Source organism: Paenibacillus turpanensis (assembly GCF_011421635.1).
Lineage (GTDB): Bacteria > Bacillota > Bacilli > Paenibacillales > YIM-B00363 > Paenibacillus_AK > Paenibacillus_AK turpanensis.
In genome coordinates this window covers 72,275-96,572 of sequence record NZ_WTLI01000021.1, presented here as the reverse complement: position 1 = coordinate 96,572, position 24,298 = coordinate 72,275, and the positions used below count along the sequence as shown (strand labels likewise).

Sequence of the window (24,298 nt, the reverse complement as noted above, 5' to 3'; positions counted from 1 at the left end):
CAAAAAGGACGCTCGACATAAAGCAGCGTCCTTCAATCTTATATTTTGATCAGCATGACGTTATTTTTCCTCATTCGAGGAAAGCTTCTCCTGCACAGCCGATAAAAAAGCCTGCTCCTCCTCGTTGGAGTACCCTTCATGCACAACTTCAGCGATTGCGTCGTGGTTGAAGACATAGTTTTGATCCGGCTTTAGATACCCTTCTGGGTATAAACAGCCGATATAATCGTAGGTTTCGGCGGAGCTCAGCAGCTTCTGAAACCTCCCGATGATCATCAGCTTTTTCGTCCCTTCGCGCAGAAGCACAATCGAACCGATGGGGAGTAAATGCTCAATCGATTTCATGATTTTCTCCTTCCTTGGCAGCAGCTGTGGACCTTCTGCGGTGCATTTCTTCAAATACGACTTCAAGCGGAACAGATAATAAATTCCGCGGAATATTAATTTGGGTTGATATGAGGCGTTTATTGACACCGATCAGCCAGCGCTTGAAGCCCGTTGCCCGGTTATACAAAAGATTAGGATCCTTAGTACGAATCCCAAGCATCGGCTGCCCCATATAGACAAGAAGCTCGAGCTCCTCAATTTCTTCCCATTTCACTTCACCGACCCGCGGATAGGTACTGTTATCGTAAAGCCCCTTATCTCCAATGATGAGTGCTGGCTTCCTCCATATCATCCGGAACATATAAAACAAGAGACAGATCCCGAAAAAAAGGGTAGAGAGCACTCCTACAATCGTGATGCCCCAATGCACTTCATCGTCGCTGGTCGCACCGATCATCAGTAATCCTATAAAAACAAAGATGCAGCATAAAAAAATAAAACCAAAGAGTCTCTTCCTGCTCGGATAAACGACAAAATCGTTTGGCTGGATCGTCATGTTATCATCTCCTCTCGTTGCCCGCCGCAAAACCGTTAATCAAACAAGGAGCTTATGGCGTCTCCTGCAGATTTCGCTAAGTCCAAACCGCCATCGATCGCCGATTTCACACCATCCTTGGCCCATTCACTTATCGATTTCCCGTTAATTTGCACGACGTCCGTAACGACGGATACGCCGACTCCGGCTACTGCTCCGACAACACCGCCGACAATCGTACCGGCTACAGGCACAACGGAACCAACCGCAGCACCAACTTGCGCGCCTACTGCAGCGCCGGCCGCCATACTTCCGACGCCGATGGCCACATCGACTGTCGCGTCCGCGACGATTTTACTTCCGCCGGCGTTCGCATCGATATTTTCCTTCACGCCAAATGCAGCCTCTACAGCGATCCCTAACCCGCCTAACGACTTCAAGGACTTCCATTTGACCGCTTCCGCAGCCGCTACCTTCGGATCCAAATATTTGGCGACATGGGGGGTCTGATGCTGGTTGGAGATCGCATACTTGCGCCCATTAATACCCACCGTCTGCCCATTATGTACCCGATAGAAATCACCCGAGGCGCGGGAAACCTTCTCTATATAGAAGCCCTTCATGCGCTGGTCTATGGCTTGATACGCCTCGTACAGGGTGGCCACATTACCAACCATTTTTTTCGGATCGATCAGCTGGCGCCAATCTGCCCCCAATTTCGGAAGTAAGCTTCCGAGCGCACTCAATCCGGCCGCAGCAAGAAAATAAGGAGATACCGCGACTCGGGACTTCGCCAGCCGGCCCTGAAGCTGTCCGGCGGACTGCTGATCGAGGTTCTGGAACGCTTCCGCTGTCCGGCGAAGGCTTCCAGAAAGCTCATGAATGCGTCCAGCCAGCTGCCGGGCACGATTGGCCGCCTCTTGAAATTCCCGCTCCATGCCGATTCGCTGCTTCGAATCCCAGCTGAGCGACTGGGTCGCTCGATACAGCCGCTGCTGAATCTCCAATAAATCGGCCGCAGCCGCTCCAAACACATTGCCGGCACGCAGCAGCCCTTCCGGATGAACTAATATACGCGACACGTTAAGCTCCTCCTTTCCTTAGAAATCAAATAAAAACATCGCGAGAATAAACCCAAGCCAATACGACACAAACGTGTTCAGCCGCTTTTTTCGAGGATGCTCCTGGGCAGCCGGTGCTGTTCGCCGAAGCCAGCTCTCTACAAATACACAAACAACAACCGGCAGAAACAACCCCGTGAGGTGGAAAACAAGAAACGACCAATCTCCGATTCCCGCCAAAAACAGCTCGAGGCCCGATTTATTCGATACCCATAAATAACATAAAAGAAAACCTAGAGCAAAAAAGAGACCGTTCATACCCTTTCGCAGCGCCATAACCGCCCCATCCCTTCAGTTCTGCAAAGTCTTCAGCACCGATTGCTCCAGCCGCTCGATCATTTCACTTTCGCCGCAAGGGATAAGCTTCATTATGACTTCTCCGCCCTGTGCGGTTTTTGCCTCAATTCGATATGCGTCATGTTGTCCCAGCAAAAACCGAATATCGCTGTGTGACCAGCCCATTCGGCTTTCATTCCACGTCATAACCGTAAAATCAAGAACTCCCCGCTTGTTGGAAAAAAGCTCGATCAGCTTCTCTCGTTCGCCCTCCGCAGGCACCGATTGAGAAAGCATTTGCATCGTTTCCTCACTTAATGGCCCTTGATCGCGCACGAGCTGTTCAAAGCACGGAAGAGGAAGAGAAGGCATCGCCTCTCCACCTTGCTCCCGTCCGGTTCCCAGCCAGCGATCTACGATTCCCGCAAGACATACATATGGCGGACCCATCGATACGAGCTCATAATGAGCTTCCCTCGAATCCATGTTCTTTTTGCACTCTACGACGAGCTCTTGGGTAAAATAAAATGCGCTCTCGTGTAAAGGTTTATCTTGATTCCCGGTTATCCGCAGCACAGCAAGGGTTCGGGCGGCCGCGCAAACCCCGGTAAGTACGGCATGGGTTTCTTCAATATCAAGCGCATCTTCGTGGACAACGACGATCCCCTGCTCCAGCAGCCGAATTTGCGTCTCTTCAATCGCACGCTGTCTTTCTTCTTCCAAGTACCCCAGGTAAGGGTCATCTAAGCCAATTACCATGTCCGCGTCCAAGAGAGCCGTCAATACAGCAAACTCTTGAACATCGAGTACGATTCCATCGCCATTAAGCATGTGTTACCTCCGCTGAAGCTTATTCCACCCAGTACCACTCATCGCCGCCTGAGGAATCTTCACCGCTCGTTCCACTGCTGCTGCCACCGGTGGAAGGATCAGTCGGAGCAGGCACAACCTCCACAGGCACAGGAAGCGGAGTGATCTCCACCCGCGGCGTAACCGTATTCGCTTCCCCCCACACATCGTCAAAGACACTTCCCTTGACAAGGAATGGCTCCAGGCTGCTGTAAAGCTTGAGCTGCTTGCCGGCAAATTCGCCATGAAGCTCAACGAGATTGGCGGTCCCTTGCAGTCGCAGCGTGTACAAGCCGTCCTGTGTATTCGGGTGCACGAGAAAGGCGCGAATATTCATACGGTCAGGCTGGTTCGGGTCCCCAAACAGCAAATCCTTCGTATTTCGGTTCCCCCCGCCAAATCTACCTTCCGCCGGCTTCAAATGAACCGGTACCTCAAAGCTGAAATGGGTCTGCCCCACGCTTTTGCTTCCATTGCTGTCTCTTGCAATCACGATTTCCTGTGAGTACAGATAGCCGTTTTCAATGAGTGCTCGAATGCTTTGACGAAGTGCTCCGGCACCCGACTTCAATTCCACCTCGTGTACTCCGCCTCCCGTCGTCCGTGCTTCACCGGAACGGTTATCGTGTAAATCACGGTAAGGAATATCGGCGCCGTTGGCCTTTGCATCGATAATAATTTCCTCGTCACTGTTTCCATACACTGCAAAACGGTCATTGCCGGTTTGCCGGAACAGGCTTTCCACAAAATCAACCATCCGGTCAACCCGCTCTGCCTGTGTTCCGCCTTCCAAGACAGCACGCACTTCCAGCCGCCCCTCGACAAAGACCCCCTGCCCTGCCCGGAGAACCCGCGGGAAAGCAGTAAAGCCCGCTTTATTCGTTTCCCGTTTCAACAGGTTGGCATTGTAAAAATCCTTCGGATCAAATTGGCGGAAGGCGGTATTTTCCTGCCGGTAAGTCAGCCCTAGCTTGTTGATCGATCCATCTGATGCATACGAGTTGATTCCGTGCTCCGTATCTAGACGGACGGCGCGCGGACTCACAGAGTCATCACCGCCAATATCGATTTTCACCGCCGCACCGGCCTTCATCGATTCGAAATCCGTTGCCCATGTCGCTAAGAAGCCAGGCTTCTCGGTATATCCGACGCGTTCAGGGATCGTAAGATGGATATGGACGGATTGGTCATGCCCAACAGGAATGGAATGCTTCCCGTATACGGAGGCATGCTCAAATCGAGTCGCTGCTCCATGCTCAGTGAAGGACTTCCCTTGGAAGTAGGCGAATTCCGGCTGTCCCTTGTCGTCATGCTCGGCTACAGGCGTATAACGGATCGTGACATGATCAAACCGTCCGAATTTATCCGTAACATAAAGCGTTATATATTTCGGACTCGCGTCAAAAACAACCGTATCCGGCTCAATGCCGCCGCCATTCTCCGTAAACTTGCCAAGCTGATGCTTTTCCGCACCGCTGGCCGCTTTATATTCCTCATGCTTACCGAACAAGTCGAGCTGCTTGCTTACCGCAAACATCTCCAGCAATTTCTTCTGGGAAATAACCACTTCCCCTCCCGACTTGCTTTGCAGCTTTGCGGTTTCTCCCTCCGATACATGAGCCCCGTCCGATTCCGTCAACGGATGAATAAAGCCCTCGGCCTTTGTATCCTGAAACTCTGGCAGCACATGCTTTCGCCAGTACCCGCCCATCGGATGCTTCGGGTTATCCAGCGACTGCAGTTCTTTTGGAAGCTTGCTCAGGTTTGCATCAAAATCAAACAGGAGATCCGCTTTCATCGTGCTTTCCGGATAACCGAACGCTTCCGCCGAGAGATGAAGATCTCCCTTCGCGTCTACATAAAAGGTGTTAATTTCCGGAGGCTTGGAGGCGGTGACCTCGTACTTGAACAAATCCTGCGAATAAAACGACTCATCCGACTGCAGCCGGTAAAACGTTAAATAATCATATCCGGTCCGGCACGATTCCCCGCCGTCCGGCAGCGATGTACAATGCTGATGCGTATCCTCGAGGATCGTTTCAATTTCCGTCTGCCGCTCCGGGAACGTATAGGTCGTAGTCACCTTCGCCCCCGATAAGGAAGCAAGAGACGAGAGCTTCATATAAGTATTCGATCCGTCATACGCAAAAAAGGATTTTGGCCCGATCGGGTTGCCTAAGGTGTCCGACCAAACCGGCTCTGTCGAAAGCTCGGAGTACCGCGAAGGACTGCCGCCCGCCTGAGCCAGCTCTTCGATAAATACGGGATTCCCGCCAAACGAAGACAGTACCCCCGAATCCATAGAGCTGAGGCTGCCGATCTCCAGCATCCCTTCATCGTCCCCCTCCGGGTTCATACCGGCCGGGTTGACGGCGACGATGATTTTCGCTTCATTGTCATTCGGATCGGACTCCTTAAACTGCGAATCCTTAAAATCGTTGCTGTCCACGGCTGTCGCTCGCACCGTCACGACCTCACTGCTCGCCGGGAACCGCCAATCCGTTGAAACGGTGGCTGATGCTTTGGTCTTCGACAGTGTTATCGTCTTCCTGGCGATCGTTGCGTCCTGCCGTATAAATTCGACGAGAATGCGCACCGACTCCGGACGGTCAAGACCTAGACGCAGCCGGATCGTTGCCTTCAGCTCGAGCGGCTCTCCCGGATTCGAGATAGCATTAGGGTCGGAGTGAGCTCCGGTGACGGAAATGTTGTTGGATTGAAACAAGCTTTTTTCCGGCGGAATATAAAAGGTTTCATACCAATCGTCAAAACACTTGACTTCATTTCCGGACATATAATCTTTTGCCTTCCTATAGCCGCTGGGGCAAGCGCCATAGTTATCGTAAACACGATGGTACAGCGTCGCCTGTCCTGGACCGAAATTGGTCGGGGCCACTTCGATGTAGGCAATATCCACTAAATCTTCAATGGTAAACTTTTCCCCCATACTTGCGACGAAGGTCGCCTTCGGATTGGAGGAGGAGTAATGGTTCTCCATCTTCTCCAGCATCTTTGCGCGTTCCTGCACCGATTTACCCACAAGTGAGTTTGGCTCAGGGAGCATTTTTTTGTCATTGAACACTAATTCCTTGGTATGATTCCAAGGCTCTTTTAACCAGTTACGCTCCGAGATGGGTCTGCTGCTAGAGGCATCAGCTGGAAATTCCATATTAAAATAGGGCGCTCCTTCTTCCGTGTACCCCCAGAAACGCCACTTCGTATTTTCATTGTCCTTGTAGCCCGCTTTATTCGTTGCGCCAGACGGCCTACCGTACACGATCAGCTCCTTGCGGGCTGCCAATGCATAATTCAGCGTCAGCTTGCCTTCATCTCGTGTTTCAATCGATTCGACGATTCCAAGGCTCTTAAAATACTCTCTAATATCCGTGTATAACTGCCGGTTATCCTTGGCAAACTCCGCAGCAGTATACGAATTGTCCAGCGGCTTATTGCGCATAAAGGCTTTAAACCGCTGCTCCACGGATTGATTATCATCGGCATAAATAAGCGAGACAGGCACTACGGAAGCAAGAAGCAAGCACAGCGTGAGAACAAGAACGATTGCTTTCCGCATAGTTTCCTCCGTTATACTCCGCTAATATGGACGCCGACCTTGTACCGCAGCCTCGCGGAAGGCTGCACTTCAAGCGTCGCTGCCCCTGCTTTCAGCTCTGTAGTCGTACCGCTCTCATCGGCCGCGCGTACGGTTGCCGCGAAGGAGTCCTCCACCGGTATATCAAACATCTGGAATACATCGACCATCAACGCTAAAAACTCATCCTTGCGTGTATCCTCCACCAAAATTTGCTTCAAGCGGTTGTCAATCGCCGCATCGTACACAATTACCACAGCGGCCGTACCTTCCGGATCCTTCACGGTAACAATTCCCGATCCGTTATTGCTCAGCGTATATCCGGCATAAGAAGGCAAAACCTCTTTCTCCAGCTGCTTTTCAATGCTGTCGATGACAATCAGCTCATTTTCCCGGATTTCCAGCAAATCCTCTTCCGGAGAAGGTGTCGTCGGACGGAATTGAAGGGTTTCCACCTTTTCCTTCATATTCCGAATGAACTGTACCGCTTCGGCGCGTGTCAGCGTATCCCCGCCTTTAAAGCTCTCAATCGAAAGCTCGCCGTGTACTTTACCTAACGAAATCTGCTCGGTGATGACGTAACGGATGGCCAAATCTCCGGAATAATTTACTCCGTTTGCGCCGGCAAGCAGCTCAGCGACCTTTACCCGTTTAATCGCCTGATCCTTAGGTGCCGACCCGCTTTTGCCTTCAACCGGGTAATTGTACTGCACCGCAAAATTGTAATATTGGTCAGACCAGTGTCTTTCTTCTTCAGGCTTCTGTAAGCCGTCCGGCTGGTAGGCCTTGATCAGCATAGCCAGAAATTCCGCTTCGGTTACCGTATTATCCGGCTTAAACGTACCGTCCGGATATCCGTTTACCGCCCCGGCTTCCACTCCCCATTGCACGGTTGCATTCGCCCAATGTCCCTGCAAATCCGGAAAAGAAGCTGCCGCCCCTGCTCCTCCAGCCATTACCAGTGTAAGAGCCGCCCCAACGGCTGCGCCTTGTATGTACTTCCTTATCATCCCTGTCCAGCCTCCTCTTATCTAGTCGCCGAATGTGTGATATTCCAGCTCCGGTCCGTAAGTAGAACCGTTCCACGTATGGCTTTTGACGCGAAAACCGGCTACATCCGTATCCATCTGCGCTGTCGAGCCATCCGGCTTCTTGACCGTTACTTTCCCCTCTGTCCACATGACCTCAGCCTGCGAATTGCTAATCTCCTGCTCGCGGAAGTCACCTTCGATTTGTTTGACTTTGCCGTAATCCTCTCTCGGAGCGATCGGCTCGTAATATTCATTCTTGTAACGATACGTATCATGCGCGAGCACTGTAGCCGATCCAACAACGAGCAGAACGGCAGCCGCAGCTATGATTTTCTTTTTCATCAGCCATCCCCCCAGCCTAATAACCAAACCTCAAGCTGACCATCCGGATAAAATCGACCGGATATTTTAACACTCCTGTCTCATCGAAATAATCGTCCTGCGTTGCATGAAAGTTCATCGCCGAAACAAGATATCGCCGGTACCCAACGCCGATCTCATACTGCTGCTGCTCCGCATTCAGCACGCGGAAACGAAGCTGTGCCGTCATCCGGCCATGGGCGAGACGCAGCTTTTCATTGGGCAGCAGCGATGGATTCGGTTCAATCGTAAAAGCTACAATATTCCCCCGGCTTTTTTCCGTCACGATATATTTTCCCGACTGCATATATGCGTTCGTAATATATTGACGAAAGGCCGTACGCACGGCATCGCCGACGGCCCCGCTTCCCCCGAGCACATTGGATGCATTGCCCGTGCCCGCGTTGGCGATCACATATTTCAACGTCTTTTCCGATTCCGCATGCAGATCGACGCGTATTTCAAAAAAGCGCATCAAATCTACGGTAATCATAACCGCCAAAGTTCCCACTAAAATGGTGATAATAAACGTTCGAAGTCCCATCGGCTACCACCTGTAATCGCGGGTCGTTATGCCCGACGATTGAATCACCATCGGCAAATACGCCACGAGCGGCTTGCCGAATGCCATCACTTGAACCTTATAATTCGTTTTGATCGTAACCCGAATCGGGATATCCCGATCAAGCACATCATATGGAGCAATTCCGCTCGCGTAGGCATCCGCCACACGCTGGCTCGCCTCCAATCCGCTGACCGGCTGAATCTGCAGGCAAGCTCCTCCCTCCGTTACATAACATGCTTCAATGGAAATGTTCGGAGGCCCTGACACGCCCGGGATATAGGACTCCCCGGGCGCCAGTTCATTCGGCACGATGGTTGAATTCCCTGTAAAGCCTTCATTCGCGTTTAATTCCCTGATATATTTTTGGCGGACGTCATGATCGAAATAGCCTTTGCTCATCACATCCATTGCGATGACATGACTCATGGCTTTGATATCCATTACATAAGGAAAAAAGGCAAGAAGCGAAAAAATCACGGTGATCGCCAAGATCAGGAAGGTCCAACGGATGATCATCCAGAAAAAACTAGTCACGCTGATCCCCCATTATGTCGTCGAGTCTCCGCCGATCCATTCATCAAATTGATCGAACATAATATCCCAGATGTCTCCAATCCAGCCGCCCATGTTGGTTTGCAGGATCGTAATGATGACACCAATAATAAAAATTGTAGCGGCAACCTTAGCAAATTTCGTCATTGCAGTTTTCCTCCTCTCTTAATCCGCACGGAATGTGTTTATCATCTCAACCAAGCCGGAGGCTTGCATTTGAGCCAAGAAATATACGACCAACAGCAGTAAAAACGGGACATACGTAAGGCCAAGCACCTTATCGATTCGGCCCTCCGCGCGCAGCAGCTCTTTATCGATCTGCGTTTCGCGCAGCTTATCGAGCTCGTATTTGAAATTTTCCATGACCGCCGTGTTGTTTTCGCCTTTAAGGCGGCTTTCCATAATTTCCGCGTAGCGGATAACATACGGCAGCGGGAGTCTGCGCTTCCAGCGCTGAATCGCTTCAAATTCTCCGAGCGACTCGATATCCTCCAGCACGGTTTTCAGCTCCCTGCGAAAATCGGGATCACATACCCGCATATGCGATTCGATAACGCGCGAAAGCGCCGTGTTCACGTTGCTTTTGTAGGCATAATAATTACGCCTGTAGAAAGCCGGAAACTTCATTTCAATATGCTTGGTGACCTTGCGGATTTCCGCCTGCACGGACTGCTTGGGATATACCCAGCCGGCAACCGCGATACAGAAGGCCAGCAAGCCGAGACCGGGATGCAGAACCCAGTAGGAAAACAATCCGATTCCGGTAAATGAGCAAAACAATAAAATTTGCTCCTTACGGATCGTCTCTGCGGTTTTCGTGGAACCGATCCGCCTTAGATCCGCGTTCATCTTATCTTCAAACTCTTTGGATAAGTACAGGTTTTTCAAATCGAGCTTGAGCAGCTGGAATACGGTATCCGGGTTCCAGTCCTCATCCGCACGCCTCTGATCCTTTAGCTTGAAGCGAACCGCCTTTTTTTTCGAAACCGGACGAAGCCAAGCAACAGCCAGCTTAAACGCGATCAATCCAAGCGCCAGCCCGCCGATGATGGAAAACATTAAAATATCCATCTTCTGCTCACCCCTTTCCGCCCATGCTGCTTTCTTCCTCGTCGGCCACCTTCGCTGTAATTTGCACCAGCTGACTTCCCGCATAGATCGTCAGACAAGCAACGACAACAAGACAGTTGACGACGAGGCCGAAGGCGGTTTCCTTCATAAATTCCGCCGATATCCCGAAATAATTGGCGTAAATCGCAACAACGATAATGATGGCAATCCGTCCGAGCATATCCTGCTTTTTTCGTTCAAACAGGGCGTCTGCCCGAAGATCAAAGGTTCGAATCAGCTTATTCATCTCGACGATATCCATAAACGATTCGGCATCCCCCTCGCGGGCATTCTGCTCGAACACCTTCGCTTTGCGGGCAAATTCGTAGAAACGTGGTCCCAGCTTCTCGGCCAGATCATCCATCGCCTTATCAACGGTGATCGTACTGAATTTGCGCTGGTTGATGTAGGTCTGAATATGACCGCGAATGTGGGGCGAGGCCGCATCCAGGTTCCGCTCAAAGGTGGCCGTCACCCCGCGCCGTATAAGCGGACAAACCACATCGAGAAAATCCATCACAATATTGTCGCGGTGGCGAATCCGTTCCTTCGCGCTCGTTACGATCAAAGCAAACAGCGCCACGATCGCCGGAGTCGCAATAAGAACGGACAAGAAAATATCTTCAATGATCCAGACGAGCAGCGCCAAAAACAGCACCCAAAGCGACATTAGAAAAATTGTGAAATGCTCGACGGTAATGCGCAGCTCATACGCTTCAATGACATTTTTCAAAATACTGCGGTACGCTCTTTTATACTTGTTCTGCTTTACCCCGATTTGCTCCAGCTGCACCCGCTTGCGGTGGTTTTCCACCCCAAGGGCGATCAGCTTGCGGAACACTCCCGCACCAATGTCGGTGGACTGCTTGCGAAGATCGATCTTCCAATACTTGACGGTAAAAAGGAAAAATGCGAAAAGCGCGAGCAAATACGGCAGCACATCGGGACTAAACAAGAAATCCTTAAGCTCTCTAATCATGGCTGCGCTCCTATTCCACCAGAACGGCCTCGACGTCTCCGCCCGGCCCGGTCGGCTCGCGCAGCCAATGCTCATAAAGGCTCAATGGAATATGCGCATCTTTAAACTTGCGAACGAGTCTGTCGCTGATTTTATTTCTGCGGATAAAGCTGCTTCGGACCGTCCCGTCGTCCTCGACATTCTCAATCTCGTACTCGTAAATCACGTTGATTTTCGGATCAAGCCCGTCAGAACCGAGCACCTCGGCAATTTGCGTCACCTTCCGCTTTCCCGTCTTCGGAAACAGCTTCATGCAAACGATGAGATCGATGGTGCTGCACAGATTTTTCATAACCAGATCCGGCGGCTCATTAGGCGAAGCCATCAAATAGGTGGTTAAATAACGCTGCAGTGCCATCTCCGCGCTATCGGCATGGAACGTGGCAAACGTATGGTGACCGGTCTGTGCGGCGACTAGCATTGTTTTAAACTCCTCCGGCGTCCGAATCTCCCCTGCCCCCAAGTATCTTGGCGTCTGCCGAAGGGCGTTGGTCAGTAGGTTGTTCATCGTCGGCCAGTTCGGGTTTTTCTCGTTTTCCGGGTCCGGGTTTTTGGCTACGATCTGCAAAAAATCATTCGTCACATGGGTTTTCGTCCCATCGGTATACTGCTCGAAGCGGATTTCCGTCGGGTTTTCAACGATAATCGTCCGGTCCGTCGGGTGCACATTTTTTAGAATCGCTTCATTTAATACCGTTTTCCCCGAGCCCGTCGGGCCGACTGTCCACCAATTGATGTAGATTTGCGGCAAAAACTTTAGGAAAGCAAGCATCTTCTCGCTCATGACCTTGCTTGCAATAAAATCCTCGTCGGTAATTGTGTTTTCCTTAAACTTCCGGATGACGACGCCGTATTCGCCGGTATGCGAAATCTCAGCGTGAATCGCATTGACGCGCCAGCCTTCCTCCAGCGTCCTTGCATTTTTAAAGGGCTCGTTCTCGGTAATCCGCACCTCGCCGAGCAGACGCTCAATGACCCGCCGCGAATCGTCCGGTCCGGAAAATGATTTATGGAACCGTTTGGTAATGCCATTTTCCTCATAAAAAATCCGGTCATGCGCATTTACGCGAATTTCGTTAATGTTTTTGTTGTCCATGAGCTCGGAGATGATGCCGTAATAAATCATCTCGTCCTTCAGCGCTTTGCGCAGCGCATCCGGGTCCTCGTACCCCTCGACCTGCACCTCAAGGTCATTGACGAAGCGGTCGATATTTTCAACCGTTCTGCGTTTGGCCTGAAGCGCGGACATATTCAGCTCTCGGTTTAGGCGATGCAGATAACGTCCGCACTGCTCTACGATTTTGGCGAAGGAAATGACTTCTTTCGCGTAGAGCATGCCTTTTCCGTATTTCGCCCGTCTTTGAATCAGCCTCTCAGGAGTTAGCAAGCATCTGCGCCTCCCTTCGGCTGCTGATTTTATGGTTGCTGAGCAGATAGTCGATCATCGTGAAAAACTCATTGTTAAACTCGCGCGTCATTTTGCCCGAATCCAGAATCAACTCTCCGTTGGACTTCAGCTCGCTCATTTCCTCAATGTAAGGAATGGAACACACAAAATTGCAATTGTATTGGCTCTTGATCTTATCGAATTCGTAGGCGCGCTTCGTCTTCTTGTTCACCACGATGTTCTTCATCATATTGACGCAGTCGCTGTGCTCATCGAGGAAATCGATCAACTGCATCGTTTTGTAGCCGCAGTCGATCTGCTCATCCCAGACGACAACCGATTTGTCCATATGCTCGATGATGTCGAGAAACCAGCTGGCAAAAGGCAAATACGGAATATCGGCGATGACAAAATCAAAGGTGTTCGACACGTACTCCATCAGCCGGGATATATTCTCTTCATTTGCGTGCATAATTTTATCGACGCGGTCGGTCGGCGAGGCGCTGATCAGCCACAGGTTTTCATGGCCCGGCACCTTCAGGTTCAAATCTTTCTCCGTAATTTTGTTGGCAAAATACATCGACACGGATTTTTCATCCGGCACACTCATTCCGTTGAAGAAATGGAACAGGTTCGGCTGGTGAAAGTTTGCGTCCAGCAGCAGCACCTTCTTGCCCTGGCGGGACAAGAGCGATGCCGTATTGACCGCCAGCGTAGATGCGCCTGCTCCGTTCAATAGTGATATAAAGCCGAAGTTGGAGCAAAAATATAAGTCCTTCAGCAGCCGCTCAATATCAAGCTCAATGATTTGCTTTGTTCGTTTTAAGAAATCCACAGATGCATCCTCCTCTCAGCAATTCCCATTGGCTAAGGCGTCGTTGGTGCCGGAGCGGCTGCAGGCGGCTGTGCCGCAGGAACGGACGCAGGATCGGTGCCGGCCGCCGGCGCTCCTGGCGCTGCGGCATCCGGTGCGGCTGGTGCTGGCGGCGGCGCCGTGCCCGCGCCTGGCGCTGCATCCTGCGGAGCAGGCTGTCCCGGTTGTCCGGCTGGCTGTCCGGCTGGCTGCTCTTCCAGCGGCCCGCCGGCATTTTCTTTCGGAGCGGTCAACAGCTCCTGAACGACGCTGCCGGTTGTATCGCTTGGCTCGTCATCTTCCTTGACCCGCTTCAGCAAGTCCAGCTTAATCTGAATTTGTCCGTTGCCGAGAAACTTTTGCAGCTCCTCCGCTTTGTCATGCTTCATAATCAATCCCAAATATTTGGGCAGCAGCTTATCCCGGAATTCCTTCTTGGCGAGCAGCTGCTCCTGCTCCGCTTTCGGAAGACGCTCCGCGTCCTCCAGCAGATTTCGAATCGATTCCTCCTGCTGGTTCAGCAGATCGATGATTTCGATTTTCGGGAAAAGCACATCAACCTCGGCGAGCTTGCTCATTCTCCCTGTAACCGGGTCCGCCTCATGGTAGACGGCGTACATCTTCACCTCATCGCCGGGAACGAGAATTCGTCCGCCGCTGAGCTTTGAATCATAAGGAATTGTTACAAATTCCTCATCTTCGGCCATGGTGTTCAAATAGCTGTATCGCTCCACCTTGGTGCCCGTAAACCAGTCATCCTGCAGCGGTACGCCGCCGGCAATGAAGTGTGCCGTGTATTTCCCAGTCACCACGCTCTCCACTTCCGAATAAGGAATCATAACATCACGGTCAAAGTCGCGTTTGGCGATTGTCTTTTTCTGAAGCATATCGCTGGTAACGACCATTCCTCCGCCTACATCGCGGCTGAACACAGCGACATCGACGTCCTTCTTGTACTGGGAGGCAATATTAAAATTCATGATCATCGCAATCAGAAACACGATGAGTGCAATCGCATATACGCCCATGGACTTCATCTTGTTAGCTAATACCCTGCTGTCGCCGGGCCGTGTTTTCAAAAGCATAGGTTAATTTCCTCCTGGAGCAGATCCAAGCAGTATGGAAAATTTGGTGTATCTTCATTGCTTTGGCGCCGAGCTTGCGAGCCCCATTGGCATCAATTTCCGTTTATAACGCCTCAATAATGCGAGTAAAGGCTTCCTTCAACTCACCCGCGCTTAACAAGCGGCCATGCTGCTGCTGTAATGAAAAGTTTGGACTGTAAGGCACCGAGCCGATGACCCGCATATCCCATACCGGCCCATGATCGCGTATAAATTTCTCCGCGACTTCCTCCGTCATTTCACGTTTCCCGTAACGATTGGTCGGTTCATAATTGGTCAGCACCACTCGGCCGCGGTTAATGTAATTCAGAAAGGCGACCTCGTTCTCCGCCATCATTCCCGCGAGCTCTACCGAGAGCAAATCGGAAATCGCCTGCTCCGAATTATGAGCGCACAGGATCACATGATCGGCATAAATCGAGACATCGGGTATAATCGCCCGCGTTTCCGAAGGAAGGTCCACGACGACCCAGTCGGCCGCCGTCTTTACGTATTGAAGAAGCGCGTAAAAACGCTTATCCTCCAAAAGCTCCTCACGCGTCTTTTCCCCGACCCTGCGCTCCTGGACCCCGCCGAATACACTGGGGACATACGCCTCGGTGAGCGTTACGAGGGATAACGTCTCATGCTCGACAAACATAACGTCCTCCAGCAAGCGCGGGTTGTTGAGCGCCGCATAAAGCCCGAACGTTTGGCGTTCGTCCTCCAGGCGCTTCATCGCGTTCGGGAAATAATGCGAGATGCCTTTACGCTTATAATCAAAATCGAGAATAATGACAGTTCCGTGCCCGGCTAACAGGTCGGCGATATTCGCCGCCGTCGATGAAACGCCGCTTCTGCGGTCGCCGGTGACGACAATGATGCCATGCTTCGGCACCTTGACCTGCTTTTTACGGCTCCAGAGGAAGCGGCCGCCGCCATCGCCTGAGTTGCCGCCTCCAGCGGATGGCGGCGCAGGATTGTCGAAGCGGATGCCCCATCTGTTTTTTAGGCTTTGCATGAGGCCGCCCTTATCCGCCTTAGGCAGGTCTTCCGCTGCTGCGGACTCCGCAGGGCGCTCCGGCGCTGGCTGCGACGCGTAGCCCGCGGTGCGCTCTGGCGCTACCTGCGGAGCATGGCCCGCGGCTCGCTCCGGCGCTGGCGGCGGCGCATGGCCCGCGGTGCGCTCTGGCGCTGGCTGCGGAGCATGGCCCGCGGCTCGCTCCGGCGCTGGCGGCGGCGCATGGCCCGCGGTGCGCTCTGGCGCTGGCTGCGGAGCATGGCCCGCGGCTCGCTCCGGCGCTGGCGGCGGCGCATGGCCCGCGGTGCGCTCTGGCGCTGGCTGCGGAGCATGGCCCGCGGCTCGCTCCGGCGCTGCCTGCGGCGCGTAGCCCGCGGCTCGCTCTGGCGCTGGCTGCGACGCGTAGCCCGCGGCTCGCTCCGGCGCCGGGGCGCCGCCAAACGCATCCACCGCGTTCGCGTTATACTCGCGCGGCGGCTCCGCTATAGCTGCCTTCGGCTGCAGCCTGCAGGGCTCCTCATGCCGGAAGCGCGGATGCTTCGTCCCATAGGCGTCCCGCTTCCCCGCAAGTAGATCGGCAGCATCTACGGAAACGATGTCCCTCCCGTAGCAAACACAAAATTGCTCGTAAACAATCGCATCCTCCGCCTCAATGATTTCCTCCAGCATATGAATGCGTTCCAGAAGCACATAGACAATCGGCCGCTTCCCTTCCACACTGCCGATCAGCTGCTCCTGTAACTGTCTCAGCTCACTGAGCTCTTCCCCCTTCGCCATTCCGCTCGGGTAAACAAGAATATATGGATATGCATCCGAAGCTGCGGTAGAACTACCTTTACCCCCTATCCATTCCGCTAGGCTAGGAAACAGCTCTACAGCTCCGACGCCGTCATATGAGGACTCCAGCCGATGCTTCCCCTGCTGCGCATCTTCCCTGCCGATAAACAGAACGGAGACTCCCGCGCTTCCCGCTTCGTCCCGTTCTCCGGCAAGATCCGGCGCACGCCCCGTCGTCCGAATCGAATGAATCAATTCGGCCCATTGCGTGAAGCGTGGGCATTGATGCAGCGCTTCATTCGACCAGGCCGCTTCCAGCAGCGCCGTCGCTCCCGGGCCGTACATTTCCCGGAGCGCAGCCAGCAAGGTCTCGTACCTCTCGGAAGCATGCTGCACTTCCTCCGGGGCAAAATAACTTTCCCCCCAAGCGGCAGCCCGCACTCTCGGATCGGCCCAAGCCAGCATTTCCGCCAGTAAAATCGCTCCCGATAACCGGTCCGCATACGGGTCCCAGATACCGGTCCGGCAAACCGATAACGAAGCGTAACCGGGGGAACCGAGCGGAATGACCGCCGGACGTTCCAACCGCTCTCCGTACAGCGACTCCACATCAACCAATTCGATCGTGTGCATCGGCGGCATACCGGGTGTACTCCCGCCATCTAATCCCGGCAAAAGCACATTCGCGGCCGAGAGATCGCAATGGGCAAGTCCTTTTTGCTCCATGATATGAAGGGTCTCGCATAAAGCCGAAGCAATCTGAATCGCCGTCTCCTTCGGAATCGGCGCCCGTTCCGCCACCAGCTCCATCCATGAAGGCCCCCCAATCCAGGGCATCCGTACGGCGCAATTCAGCTCGTCATGCTCTTCTACAAGACCGGGCTCTGTGGAAATGCCAATCACATCGCGACGGCAAACGGACAACCCGGGCAAATTGGATAGAGCTTTAAATGCAGCTGGTTGTTTATGCAAGGAGTCATCCCGAAAGCGGGGACGCAGCACCTTTAAGGCAGCCATCCCTTCCCGACCCTCGACCTCCTCCAGTCGGTACACCACGCCCTGGCGACCTTCCTGACCGTAGGGCATTCCCGGTGCGGCCGGGTGCTCGGCGAAACGGTATGCTGCACCGTGAATACGGAGTCGATCTCCCGCTCTTGGCTGAAAAGACATAGTGAACCTCCTGAAACGTTTACGTCGTTATATCTCCTGATGCAGTGCTATGTAAATGCCTCAAACTGAACCTCAACACCTATCCACTCTACATTCACGAATGGGTGCCGGCCAGTTAAGCAGCTATGGATGCCAAAAGTACCAAAAATAGTAAAATTCCATCACATGGCAGCAGCGGTACATCGAGAAAAGACCAAGCTCTCGCTTGGTCTTTTGAGCCAATATTTGTTTCCTATCTTGCCCCTGCGTTATCAAGCTGTTCGAAACGATCGGCGATGCTATTCAATTGTTGCGAAATGCTTTCCAGCATCTGCACGAACTGCTTCATGTTATTGTTAGCGTTCTGGAATTCCTGGAAAAAGCGTTCCTTCGTCATCCCGTCCCACTGTCCCTGCATACCGTTCAGCGATTGTGTTAAACGGTTTGTCAGCTGCTCCGTTTGATCTCCGCCTTGTTGGAATTGACGCGCAACGTTGCGAAGCTCCCCCGGAGTTACGAGAATACGATTTGCCATGATTGTTTTCCTCCCTCGATAAAAAAGCCTAGTTAGTTATTTGCCACTGGCAAAATATAACTATGTAACAATAACTAATTTATACTGAACTTAGTCGAATTCATATTGGGCAAATCTCCCACTTTTTGCAGATTCGTTCGCCCCAATTCGACACCGTTTCAAGCTCCATATCATAAGGGAAAACGGCCTTAACCTTAAGACTGCGTCTTCGTACATAGTACCCAAGACCCGGCGGATACGTTTTTCCGGTTTCAGAATAGTCCATTCGTAGTTGAAACAGCTGGATATCCTGTGAGTCTGTTCCTCCTAACAAAAATCCGGTAGCAGCACTTTTCAACGAACTGATCCAGCCGTCGTAGCAGCTTGCCAAGTCGGCGGCGATTCCCGCAGCGATGACGAACACGTTTTTTTCTTTGCCGTACCGGAGAATATATTCCAGATCGCTTTGCGCGTCAAAATCGCTGGATATGCGCTTCGCAACGGTCTCCGCATCATCGATCAACAAAATGATGGCCGGTTCGGTTCCGCCCTGCCCCTCCGGTTCCAAACCGAATTCCATCGATTTCCGATTTTGAATCACGTTCCGGAGCTCCTGCAGCATCTCCGCCATTTCCGATTCCTGATCCGCAATTCTCCGCATATGCGGCAAAGAGCGCAGCGTTTGCAGTCCTTGCGGCGTTCGACGAAAATCTACCGCGTACATGTGAACATTCTGCGGGGAGTTTAAATAAGCAAGCCCTACGATGCAGGAGTACAAAAAGGCCGTCTTTCCTCCCTCGATGCGGCTGCCGATCAAGAAATTCGGACCGTCCGTCAGCTTTAACGTAAACGGAGCCAGCGAGTCGACCTCAAGCGCGACCGGTACGGACAGCGGCTCAGCCCCCGCACGCTCCGCCTCTTCAAGAAGCGGCAGGAACGGAATTTTATCGGGAAGAACGGGCACGGCCGGAGCCTTTTGACCTGACCAGCTCTGTTCCATGGTCTGCGCAATCGAGCGCAGCGCCTGGGTCCGCTCCGATTCATTTTCACCCGGTGCCGGCAGTGCTGCCTGGAATTCTAGCGGCGGGACATTCCCTTTGACCAGCCCTCTGCCTTCCGGAGCGTCCACAAGCGGCTTAACCGGCTTCCCGACGGCAAAATAATAATCCCCCGTATCCGCTAGCTCAAACGAAAGCGCGGACACGAAATTGCTGCGAATCTTATCGAAAATATCCGAAATACGGTTAACCGTTGTGATGAACAAAATCCCCAGATTCCCGCCCTCACGCAGCAGCGGCTCCAGCAGCTCATGCTCGTCAGGGTAAGCCGTTTTGAAGCTGACGTATCCGTCTATCGCTACGACGATCGCCGGCAGGCGAAGCCCGGTTGCCGCGCGATACGCCTTAGCCGTCTTCACACCTGCGTTCGCCAGCAGCTCCTTGCGCTCGTTTACCTGTTGATTTAAAAGCATGAACAAGCGTCTCATTTTTTCCGTATCTTCTTCCTGCAAAATATCACCGACATGAGGAAGCTTCGCCAGGTCGCGGTGCATACGGCCAAAATCGAGCACATACATGTGCAAATCGGAAGGCTGATGCTGACGGGCAAGCGAAACCATCAGCGTCTGCAGGAATGTGGTCTTCCCGGTACCAGGCATACCGTACACGAGGAAATGCCCCTCATCCAGCGCCAGCGTTAACGGAATTTGCCGCTGATGAGCCAAATCGTCGACAAGTCCGACGACCGGCTGAAGCCACTGGCTCGTTTCCGTCCAGCCGCTGCCATGCCAGCCGTAATCGGCCGGAAGCAATTCCTCCAGCGCAAGCGCCGTCGGCAGAGGAGGCAGCCAAGGGCCGGGCAGCGTACGGATGCCATGCGCCTTCGCCTGGTCCCGCAGCCAGTCAATAAACACTTGAAGCTGCTTGCGCGAGGCTTCTTCAGAGACCCGGCCGGCACTAGACTCCTCCGTCGTCGACCATGCCCGGCGTCGTCCGCTCCAGTCGATCTCCAATACCCCTTCTTCGCTGGTGCTCTGCTCCTTGCCGGGACGATACGGCGCCCCGCTCCACGCAAACTGCACCAGTTCAAACACTTCGTTGCTGCCTACTTGAAAATACCCGCGGCCAGGTGTCGTAATCCAAGCGGCGTCAGGCACCTTCAGCATGTCTTTACTGTCGGCGTCGTCCTGTACACGCAAGCAAATGCGGAATCTTGCGTTACTCCAAATCTTATCGTCGACAACCCCAGCGGGCTTTTGCGTCGCTAAAATCAAGTGAACGCCCAGCGTCCGGCCTATGGCAGCAATACTGATCAGCTCGGCCATAAAGTCCGGGTGATCCTTTTTCAGCTGGGCAAATTCGTCGATGACAATAATCAGATGCGGCAGCGGCTCGCGCTCTCTCCAAGCAGAGCGGTAATATTCGTCGATATGCTGCAGGTTGCCCGCTTCGTTAAACAAGCGCTGCCTTCGCTCCAATTCAGCCCGTAACGAGACGCGCGCCCGCTCGATCAAATTGCCGCCCTCCAGATTTGTGATAGTCGCTACGACATGCGGCAGCCCCTCGAACGTGTTGGACATTCCCCCGCCTTTATAATCGATCAGCATAAAAGCAACCTCATGCGGGTGATACTTAAGCGCCAATCCGGCGATCAAGCTTTGAATGACCTCACTTTTACCCGAACCGGTCGTTCCGGCAATCAGTCCATGGGGCCCGTGGCCTTTACGTTCAATTTTGTCATGGACGTTAAGCTGCACTTCTTTGCCGCCGGACCGGACGCCTACCGGCGCCGGGAGCGACTGCGGGAAGCGGTTGCGCGACCACTCCACTGCAGGATTGAGCGATTCGATGCTGTCGATCCCGAATAAATCAAAGAGAGTCAGAACATTCGGAATGTCACCGGAGGACGATTTTTTCAAGCGGTACGGCGCCATGAGCCTCGACGCCTCTTCCGCGTAGTCGGCAGGCACGCGATCCGGAACAAAGGTAACCTCACGCGTTAACGTCTCCGCTTTTTCGCTGACAAAGGTCTGGTACAGTGTTCCGACGCCCAGCCTCACCTCGACAATATCCTTACACTGCATCGGCAGCTTCTGCCTGCTGTCGGACAGCAGCACAACCGTGCTGTTTATCGCCTCCGCCTCGTTGAGCAGCAAATGCATGAGCGGCTCATCCTCGTACTGCTCCCAGTTGTCCAGCAGCAAAATCCAAGCGGGCAGTGCGGCCCGTTTGCGTGAATCCCCACTTGAGCTGATTTTGCGGCTGTGCAGCGCATGATACAAATAATCGAGCATCATTCGCGCCCCAGCCGCATCGCGCGCGAGGAAACGCATTTGCCGCGAATCATCCCAAACATGCGGAACCCAGCGCAGCCAGCCCCACTCTTTCTCGGCACTCTCCGAAAAAACAGCCCCGATCTTCGCCTCGTCCGGCGAATGGTGGGTCGTTAGCTGAAGCGATAGGGCCCGCACCGCATTCATGACGGATGTCCGGTCTCCGACGACGCCGATGACCTTCGCCCGCAGCGGGAGCGCAATCGGAGCACCCGATACGCTTTGGTAATCATCCTCGATCTGCTGCGCCTCCTCGATCAGAGGATCCCGGTTATAGCCGTCCTGCTGGGGGGCTTCCACCGTGATTCCGAACGGCACCTCGCCGGTTCCGATCCGCACATGAAGAAAATCTTCATCCAGCGGCGACCGGCTCCATAATGCTTCATCCCGCTCCTTAATAATTCCCAGGCACATCTCGGGCGCCGGGTCATTCCCGAGCAGAATCGCCTTCTGGTCGCGGCGAACCGCCTCCAGCTCTTCCCGGTGCAGCTGCATTTGCTTCAAATAACTCCGCTTCCGCTCCTCCACCGCGATCCGATACTGCCGTTTCGCCGAAAGATGCATAATGCCCGGAAGAATGTAGGAGGTCATCATCATAGCCATAAAAATCATTTGATAGGCGATTTGATTCGAATTCTTAGTGGGGACAAAATACACCATCGCAAGCACGCCGCCCACCGTAATAATGAGCGGGAACACCAGCGACAATAACGAAAAGGTCGGCTTCGTGGGGGCATTCGGCGGACGATGAATGTCCACGGTCCCCCTCTTGACCGATTTCTTAATTCGAGGTGAACGCTGAATAAAAGGCTCCAGCTCGCTCCACTTGCTCACGTTGTTCATACCGCACCCTCCTCAGCTTATTCCCCTAAAATAACGGCTTCCAGCCGGCAACCGGAAGCTCTTCCGTCGGGGTGAAGTCCGGTACCGGATGCCGGAAGCGCAGGTAAGACCCATCGCGGACGCCTGCGTTAGTCAAGGTCCAATCCGCGGGCAGCTCCCGCCAATCCTCCCCGACAGCCTTAGCGTCAAGCACAGCCCCCTCTACGGCAGCAGGGATCGGAAGTCCGCTTGCAATAAGCCGAGTCACCCTTTCCACCGGCACCTCCGCCGGAAGCTCAAGATCGATATACTCCTCGCTGCTTTCATCCAGCATTAAGGTCACGACTACTTTTCTCATTCTGTCACCTGCCAGCTTAATGTCATTACCGTCGCGTCATCTCCATCCGCACGTTCCTTGGAGTGGTTCATAACATTCTGAAGCGTCTCGTGTTCGGGAAAGCTCACGATCCCATCCATCTCGCTAAGCCCGTCTGTATAGATCAACAGCGACCTCAGCATGCGGGACGTTCCCAGCCACACAAAGGGCTGCACTCCCTTCGTACCCTGATGGGAGGACCAGCGCATCCCGGTACAGCGTTGACCCTCTGCCTGCAGCCCGTCAAGCGGCCTTCCCTCCGAATCCCAGCCCTTAACTCGAAGGTCTCCCATCCACGCAAGCAACACATTCGAATCCCTGCCGCCCGGATGGCACTCTACTTTACCGCAAACAAACATCGCCTCGCTGCCGCTGCTGCGCTTTTCCTCGAGCACCTCCCGCAGCATAGGAGGAGCATCCTCCGGAATTGGACTCTGCCCCACCTCCCGGCAGGCCCGCTCACTTAGCTGCTGAAGGCGCTCCGTGAGCGAGGCTGCCAGCTCCGCTTCACTGCCTGCGCGGGCCAGCTCAAGCTCTGCTCCCCAATTCAGCAGACTGTCGCCCAGCAGTTGAGCGGCGAGCTCGCCCCGAAAGGAAAGCCCGACGCCGTCGCACATCACGAACCAGAAGGCTTGCCCGTCCGCCGCAAAGGTCAAATAATCCTGCCCCGGCTCTCCATACTGCCGCGCCTCCCCGGACCTCAAAGCGCCGTAGCGGCACAAAAAGGACGCATCGCGATACTGCCGCAATTCGGCGTCAGTATGCGGATTCGTCCGGTACGTAAACCTTTCATTCAAGCCGCTCACCTCACCGGCGTTGCTGCAGACATTTGAAATCCAAGCGCGACCAGCTCAGGACTCGAACCCGGCAGCAGCATCAAAGAGCCTTCGGCGAGCCGATAGCCCGAGTCCAGCATCGTTTCCCGATACGTTTCAGGGATTACGGATGACATTCGTTTCAGCTTTTCCGCTCCCTCTTCGGCAAATGACGTATGGGAATGATAACCCTCCCACTGCTTCACATCCGTCAACGGAGCCCCGATAAGCTCATCGGAAATCAAAATATTTTCAATCAGGACATTTCCATCGGGAACCGCCATTTGCATCAAGCGTTTCGCGACCGGCTCCGGGTCGCCCGCCCCTCCGGAAGGGGAGCCGTCCGTCATGTGGCAGATCAGCGGCGCCGGCCCTTCCCGCAGCTCCGGCAGCTCCTTTTCCAGCAGGCGCTCGGCCGTTTCGAACGCCAAGGCCGCCGACGTGTGCTGCTGCGGGATCAGCTCGGGAATGCCCCGCCTTGCCACCTCATCGACACTGCGAATGCCTCCCAAGAGATCATACACCTGGTCGCTGTACGCATACATGGCAATGCGGTAACGGGGCAGCAATCTTGTTCCTTTGGTAGAGCGAAAAACCATTTGCTTTACGGCAGCCGTTAACGACTCCGTCACAACATCAATACGTCGCTTTTTTCCCATAGGGAGCGTCATTGATCTGCTGATATCCAGCAAATAAACAACAAGTGCCGGATTTTGCTGTGTTGCTAACACGGTGTACGACATTGAATCCTTCACTCTCCCAAGCAGCATTTTCAAAAAAATTACTAAACAAGCAGGAATATTTTGGGTGCCAT

22 protein-coding genes are annotated in these 24,298 nt (G+C 53.5%); all 22 read right to left on the bottom strand.

What is annotated here, in order from left to right; genetic code table 11:
- Nucleotides 1-60: 60 nt before the first annotated feature.
- The gene (locus GQS10_RS18385; protein ID WP_166244938.1) at nt 61-345 is read right to left on the bottom strand and encodes a DUF4176 domain-containing protein; all 285 of its coding nucleotides are present in this window, start codon (nt 343-345) and stop codon (nt 61-63) included.
- Nucleotides 332-883 (bottom strand): STM3941 family protein, encoded by a 552-nt coding sequence (locus GQS10_RS18380; protein ID WP_166244936.1) that lies wholly within the window; start codon nt 881-883, stop codon nt 332-334. Before GQS10_RS18380 ends, GQS10_RS18385 begins: the two co-directional genes overlap by 14 nt.
- 35 nt (nt 884-918) lie before the next feature.
- Nucleotides 919-1,944 carry a WXG100 family type VII secretion target gene (locus GQS10_RS18375; RefSeq protein WP_166244934.1) on the bottom strand — a complete coding sequence of 342 codons (1,026 nt, stop codon included), beginning with the start codon at nt 1,942-1,944 and terminating at the stop codon, nt 919-921.
- 18 nt (nt 1,945-1,962) lie between these two features.
- Nucleotides 1,963-2,259: a hypothetical protein gene (locus GQS10_RS18370; protein ID WP_166244932.1), complete on the bottom strand. Its 297-nt coding sequence runs from the start codon at nt 2,257-2,259 to the stop codon at nt 1,963-1,965.
- Nucleotides 2,260-2,274: 15 nt separating this feature from the next.
- On the bottom strand, nt 2,275-3,090 hold the full coding sequence (locus GQS10_RS18365; RefSeq protein ID WP_166244930.1) for a hypothetical protein: 816 nt from the start codon (nt 3,088-3,090) through the stop codon (nt 2,275-2,277).
- A 19-nt stretch (nt 3,091-3,109) separates the two neighbouring features.
- A complete protein-coding gene (locus GQS10_RS18360; RefSeq protein ID WP_166244928.1) occupies nt 3,110-6,682 on the bottom strand; it encodes an Athe_2463 domain-containing protein in 3,573 nt (1,190 codons plus the stop codon).
- A gap of 11 nt (nt 6,683-6,693) precedes the next feature.
- Nucleotides 6,694-7,710 carry an S-layer homology domain-containing protein gene (locus GQS10_RS18355; protein ID WP_166244926.1) on the bottom strand — a complete coding sequence of 339 codons (1,017 nt, stop codon included), beginning with the start codon at nt 7,708-7,710 and terminating at the stop codon, nt 6,694-6,696.
- Between the two features lie 21 nt (nt 7,711-7,731).
- Nucleotides 7,732-8,073, bottom strand: coding sequence for a hypothetical protein (locus GQS10_RS18350; protein ID WP_166244924.1), 342 nt, complete (start codon nt 8,071-8,073; stop codon nt 7,732-7,734).
- A 16-nt stretch (nt 8,074-8,089) separates the two neighbouring features.
- Nucleotides 8,090-8,635, bottom strand: a complete 546-nt coding sequence (locus GQS10_RS18345; RefSeq protein ID WP_166244922.1) for a hypothetical protein — start codon at nt 8,633-8,635, stop codon at nt 8,090-8,092.
- Between the two features lie 3 nt (nt 8,636-8,638).
- Entirely contained in the window at nt 8,639-9,190 is a 552-nt protein-coding gene (locus GQS10_RS18340) for a hypothetical protein (RefSeq protein WP_166244920.1), read from the bottom strand.
- A gap of 12 nt (nt 9,191-9,202) precedes the next feature.
- Nucleotides 9,203-9,355, bottom strand: a complete 153-nt coding sequence (locus GQS10_RS18335; protein ID WP_166244918.1) for a hypothetical protein — start codon at nt 9,353-9,355, stop codon at nt 9,203-9,205.
- An 18-nt stretch (nt 9,356-9,373) separates the two neighbouring features.
- Complete coding sequence (locus GQS10_RS18330) at nt 9,374-10,279, bottom strand: hypothetical protein (protein ID WP_166244916.1); 906 nt, start codon at nt 10,277-10,279, stop codon at nt 9,374-9,376.
- Between the two features lie 7 nt (nt 10,280-10,286).
- Nucleotides 10,287-11,297, bottom strand: coding sequence for a hypothetical protein (locus GQS10_RS18325; protein WP_166244914.1), 1,011 nt, complete (start codon nt 11,295-11,297; stop codon nt 10,287-10,289).
- A gap of 10 nt (nt 11,298-11,307) precedes the next feature.
- Entirely contained in the window at nt 11,308-12,723 is a 1,416-nt protein-coding gene (locus GQS10_RS18320; RefSeq protein ID WP_166244913.1) for an ATPase, T2SS/T4P/T4SS family, read from the bottom strand.
- Nucleotides 12,710-13,558 carry an AAA family ATPase gene (locus GQS10_RS18315; RefSeq protein ID WP_166244911.1) on the bottom strand — a complete coding sequence of 283 codons (849 nt, stop codon included), beginning with the start codon at nt 13,556-13,558 and terminating at the stop codon, nt 12,710-12,712. Before GQS10_RS18315 ends, GQS10_RS18320 begins: the two co-directional genes overlap by 14 nt.
- A 32-nt stretch (nt 13,559-13,590) precedes the next feature.
- Entirely contained in the window at nt 13,591-14,661 is a 1,071-nt protein-coding gene (locus tag GQS10_RS18310) for a CpaB family protein (protein WP_207952339.1), read from the bottom strand.
- 103 nt (nt 14,662-14,764) lie between these two features.
- Nucleotides 14,765-17,647 carry a hypothetical protein gene (locus GQS10_RS18305; protein ID WP_166244909.1) on the bottom strand — a complete coding sequence of 961 codons (2,883 nt, stop codon included), beginning with the start codon at nt 17,645-17,647 and terminating at the stop codon, nt 14,765-14,767.
- Between the two features lie 232 nt (nt 17,648-17,879).
- Nucleotides 17,880-18,161 carry a WXG100 family type VII secretion target gene (locus GQS10_RS18300; RefSeq protein ID WP_166244906.1) on the bottom strand — a complete coding sequence of 94 codons (282 nt, stop codon included), beginning with the start codon at nt 18,159-18,161 and terminating at the stop codon, nt 17,880-17,882.
- A gap of 100 nt (nt 18,162-18,261) precedes the next feature.
- The gene (essC, locus tag GQS10_RS18295; RefSeq protein WP_166244904.1) at nt 18,262-22,314 is read right to left on the bottom strand and encodes a type VII secretion protein EssC; all 4,053 of its coding nucleotides are present in this window, start codon (nt 22,312-22,314) and stop codon (nt 18,262-18,264) included.
- A 25-nt stretch (nt 22,315-22,339) separates the two neighbouring features.
- Entirely contained in the window at nt 22,340-22,651 is a 312-nt protein-coding gene (locus tag GQS10_RS18290; protein WP_166244902.1) for an EsaB/YukD family protein, read from the bottom strand.
- On the bottom strand, nt 22,648-23,466 hold the full coding sequence (locus GQS10_RS18285; RefSeq protein ID WP_166244900.1) for a protein phosphatase 2C domain-containing protein: 819 nt from the start codon (nt 23,464-23,466) through the stop codon (nt 22,648-22,650). The genes GQS10_RS18290 and GQS10_RS18285 overlap by 4 nt, the downstream gene beginning before the upstream one ends.
- Nucleotides 23,467-23,471: 5 nt before the next feature.
- Nucleotides 23,472-24,227 (bottom strand): vWA domain-containing protein, encoded by a 756-nt coding sequence (locus tag GQS10_RS18280; protein WP_166244966.1) that lies wholly within the window; start codon nt 24,225-24,227, stop codon nt 23,472-23,474.
- Nucleotides 24,228-24,298 lie beyond the last annotated feature (71 nt).

Bases quoted from the DNA above. Each gene is read 5' to 3' on its own strand.
- GQS10_RS18385 (WP_166244938.1), bottom strand. From the start codon at position 345: ATGAAATCGATTGAGCATTTACTCCCCATCGGTTCGATTGTGCTTCTG.
- GQS10_RS18360 (WP_166244928.1), bottom strand. From the start codon at position 6,682: ATGCGGAAAGCAATCGTTCTTGTTCTCACGCTGTGCTTGCTTCTTGCT.
- GQS10_RS18345 (WP_166244922.1), bottom strand. From the start codon at position 8,635: ATGGGACTTCGAACGTTTATTATCACCATTTTAGTGGGAACTTTGGCG.
- GQS10_RS18310 (WP_207952339.1), bottom strand. From the start codon at position 14,661: ATGCTTTTGAAAACACGGCCCGGCGACAGCAGGGTATTAGCTAACAAG.
- GQS10_RS18280 (WP_166244966.1), bottom strand. From the start codon at position 24,227: ATGTCGTACACCGTGTTAGCAACACAGCAAAATCCGGCACTTGTTGTT.
- GQS10_RS18325 (WP_166244914.1), bottom strand. From the start codon at position 11,297: ATGATTAGAGAGCTTAAGGATTTCTTGTTTAGTCCCGATGTGCTGCCG.
- GQS10_RS18290 (WP_166244902.1), bottom strand. From the start codon at position 22,651: ATGAGAAAAGTAGTCGTGACCTTAATGCTGGATGAAAGCAGCGAGGAG.
- GQS10_RS18355 (WP_166244926.1), bottom strand. From the start codon at position 7,710: ATGATAAGGAAGTACATACAAGGCGCAGCCGTTGGGGCGGCTCTTACA.
- GQS10_RS18380 (WP_166244936.1), bottom strand. From the start codon at position 883: ATGACGATCCAGCCAAACGATTTTGTCGTTTATCCGAGCAGGAAGAGA.
- GQS10_RS18335 (WP_166244918.1), bottom strand. From the start codon at position 9,355: ATGACGAAATTTGCTAAGGTTGCCGCTACAATTTTTATTATTGGTGTC.
- GQS10_RS18350 (WP_166244924.1), bottom strand. From the start codon at position 8,073: ATGAAAAAGAAAATCATAGCTGCGGCTGCCGTTCTGCTCGTTGTTGGA.
- GQS10_RS18365 (WP_166244930.1), bottom strand. From the start codon at position 3,090: ATGCTTAATGGCGATGGAATCGTACTCGATGTTCAAGAGTTTGCTGTA.
- GQS10_RS18305 (WP_166244909.1), bottom strand. From the start codon at position 17,647: ATGTCTTTTCAGCCAAGAGCGGGAGATCGACTCCGTATTCACGGTGCA.
- GQS10_RS18300 (WP_166244906.1), bottom strand. From the start codon at position 18,161: ATGGCAAATCGTATTCTCGTAACTCCGGGGGAGCTTCGCAACGTTGCG.
- GQS10_RS18330 (WP_166244916.1), bottom strand. From the start codon at position 10,279: ATGGATATTTTAATGTTTTCCATCATCGGCGGGCTGGCGCTTGGATTG.
- essC (WP_166244904.1), bottom strand. From the start codon at position 22,314: ATGAACAACGTGAGCAAGTGGAGCGAGCTGGAGCCTTTTATTCAGCGT.
- GQS10_RS18370 (WP_166244932.1), bottom strand. From the start codon at position 2,259: ATGGCGCTGCGAAAGGGTATGAACGGTCTCTTTTTTGCTCTAGGTTTT.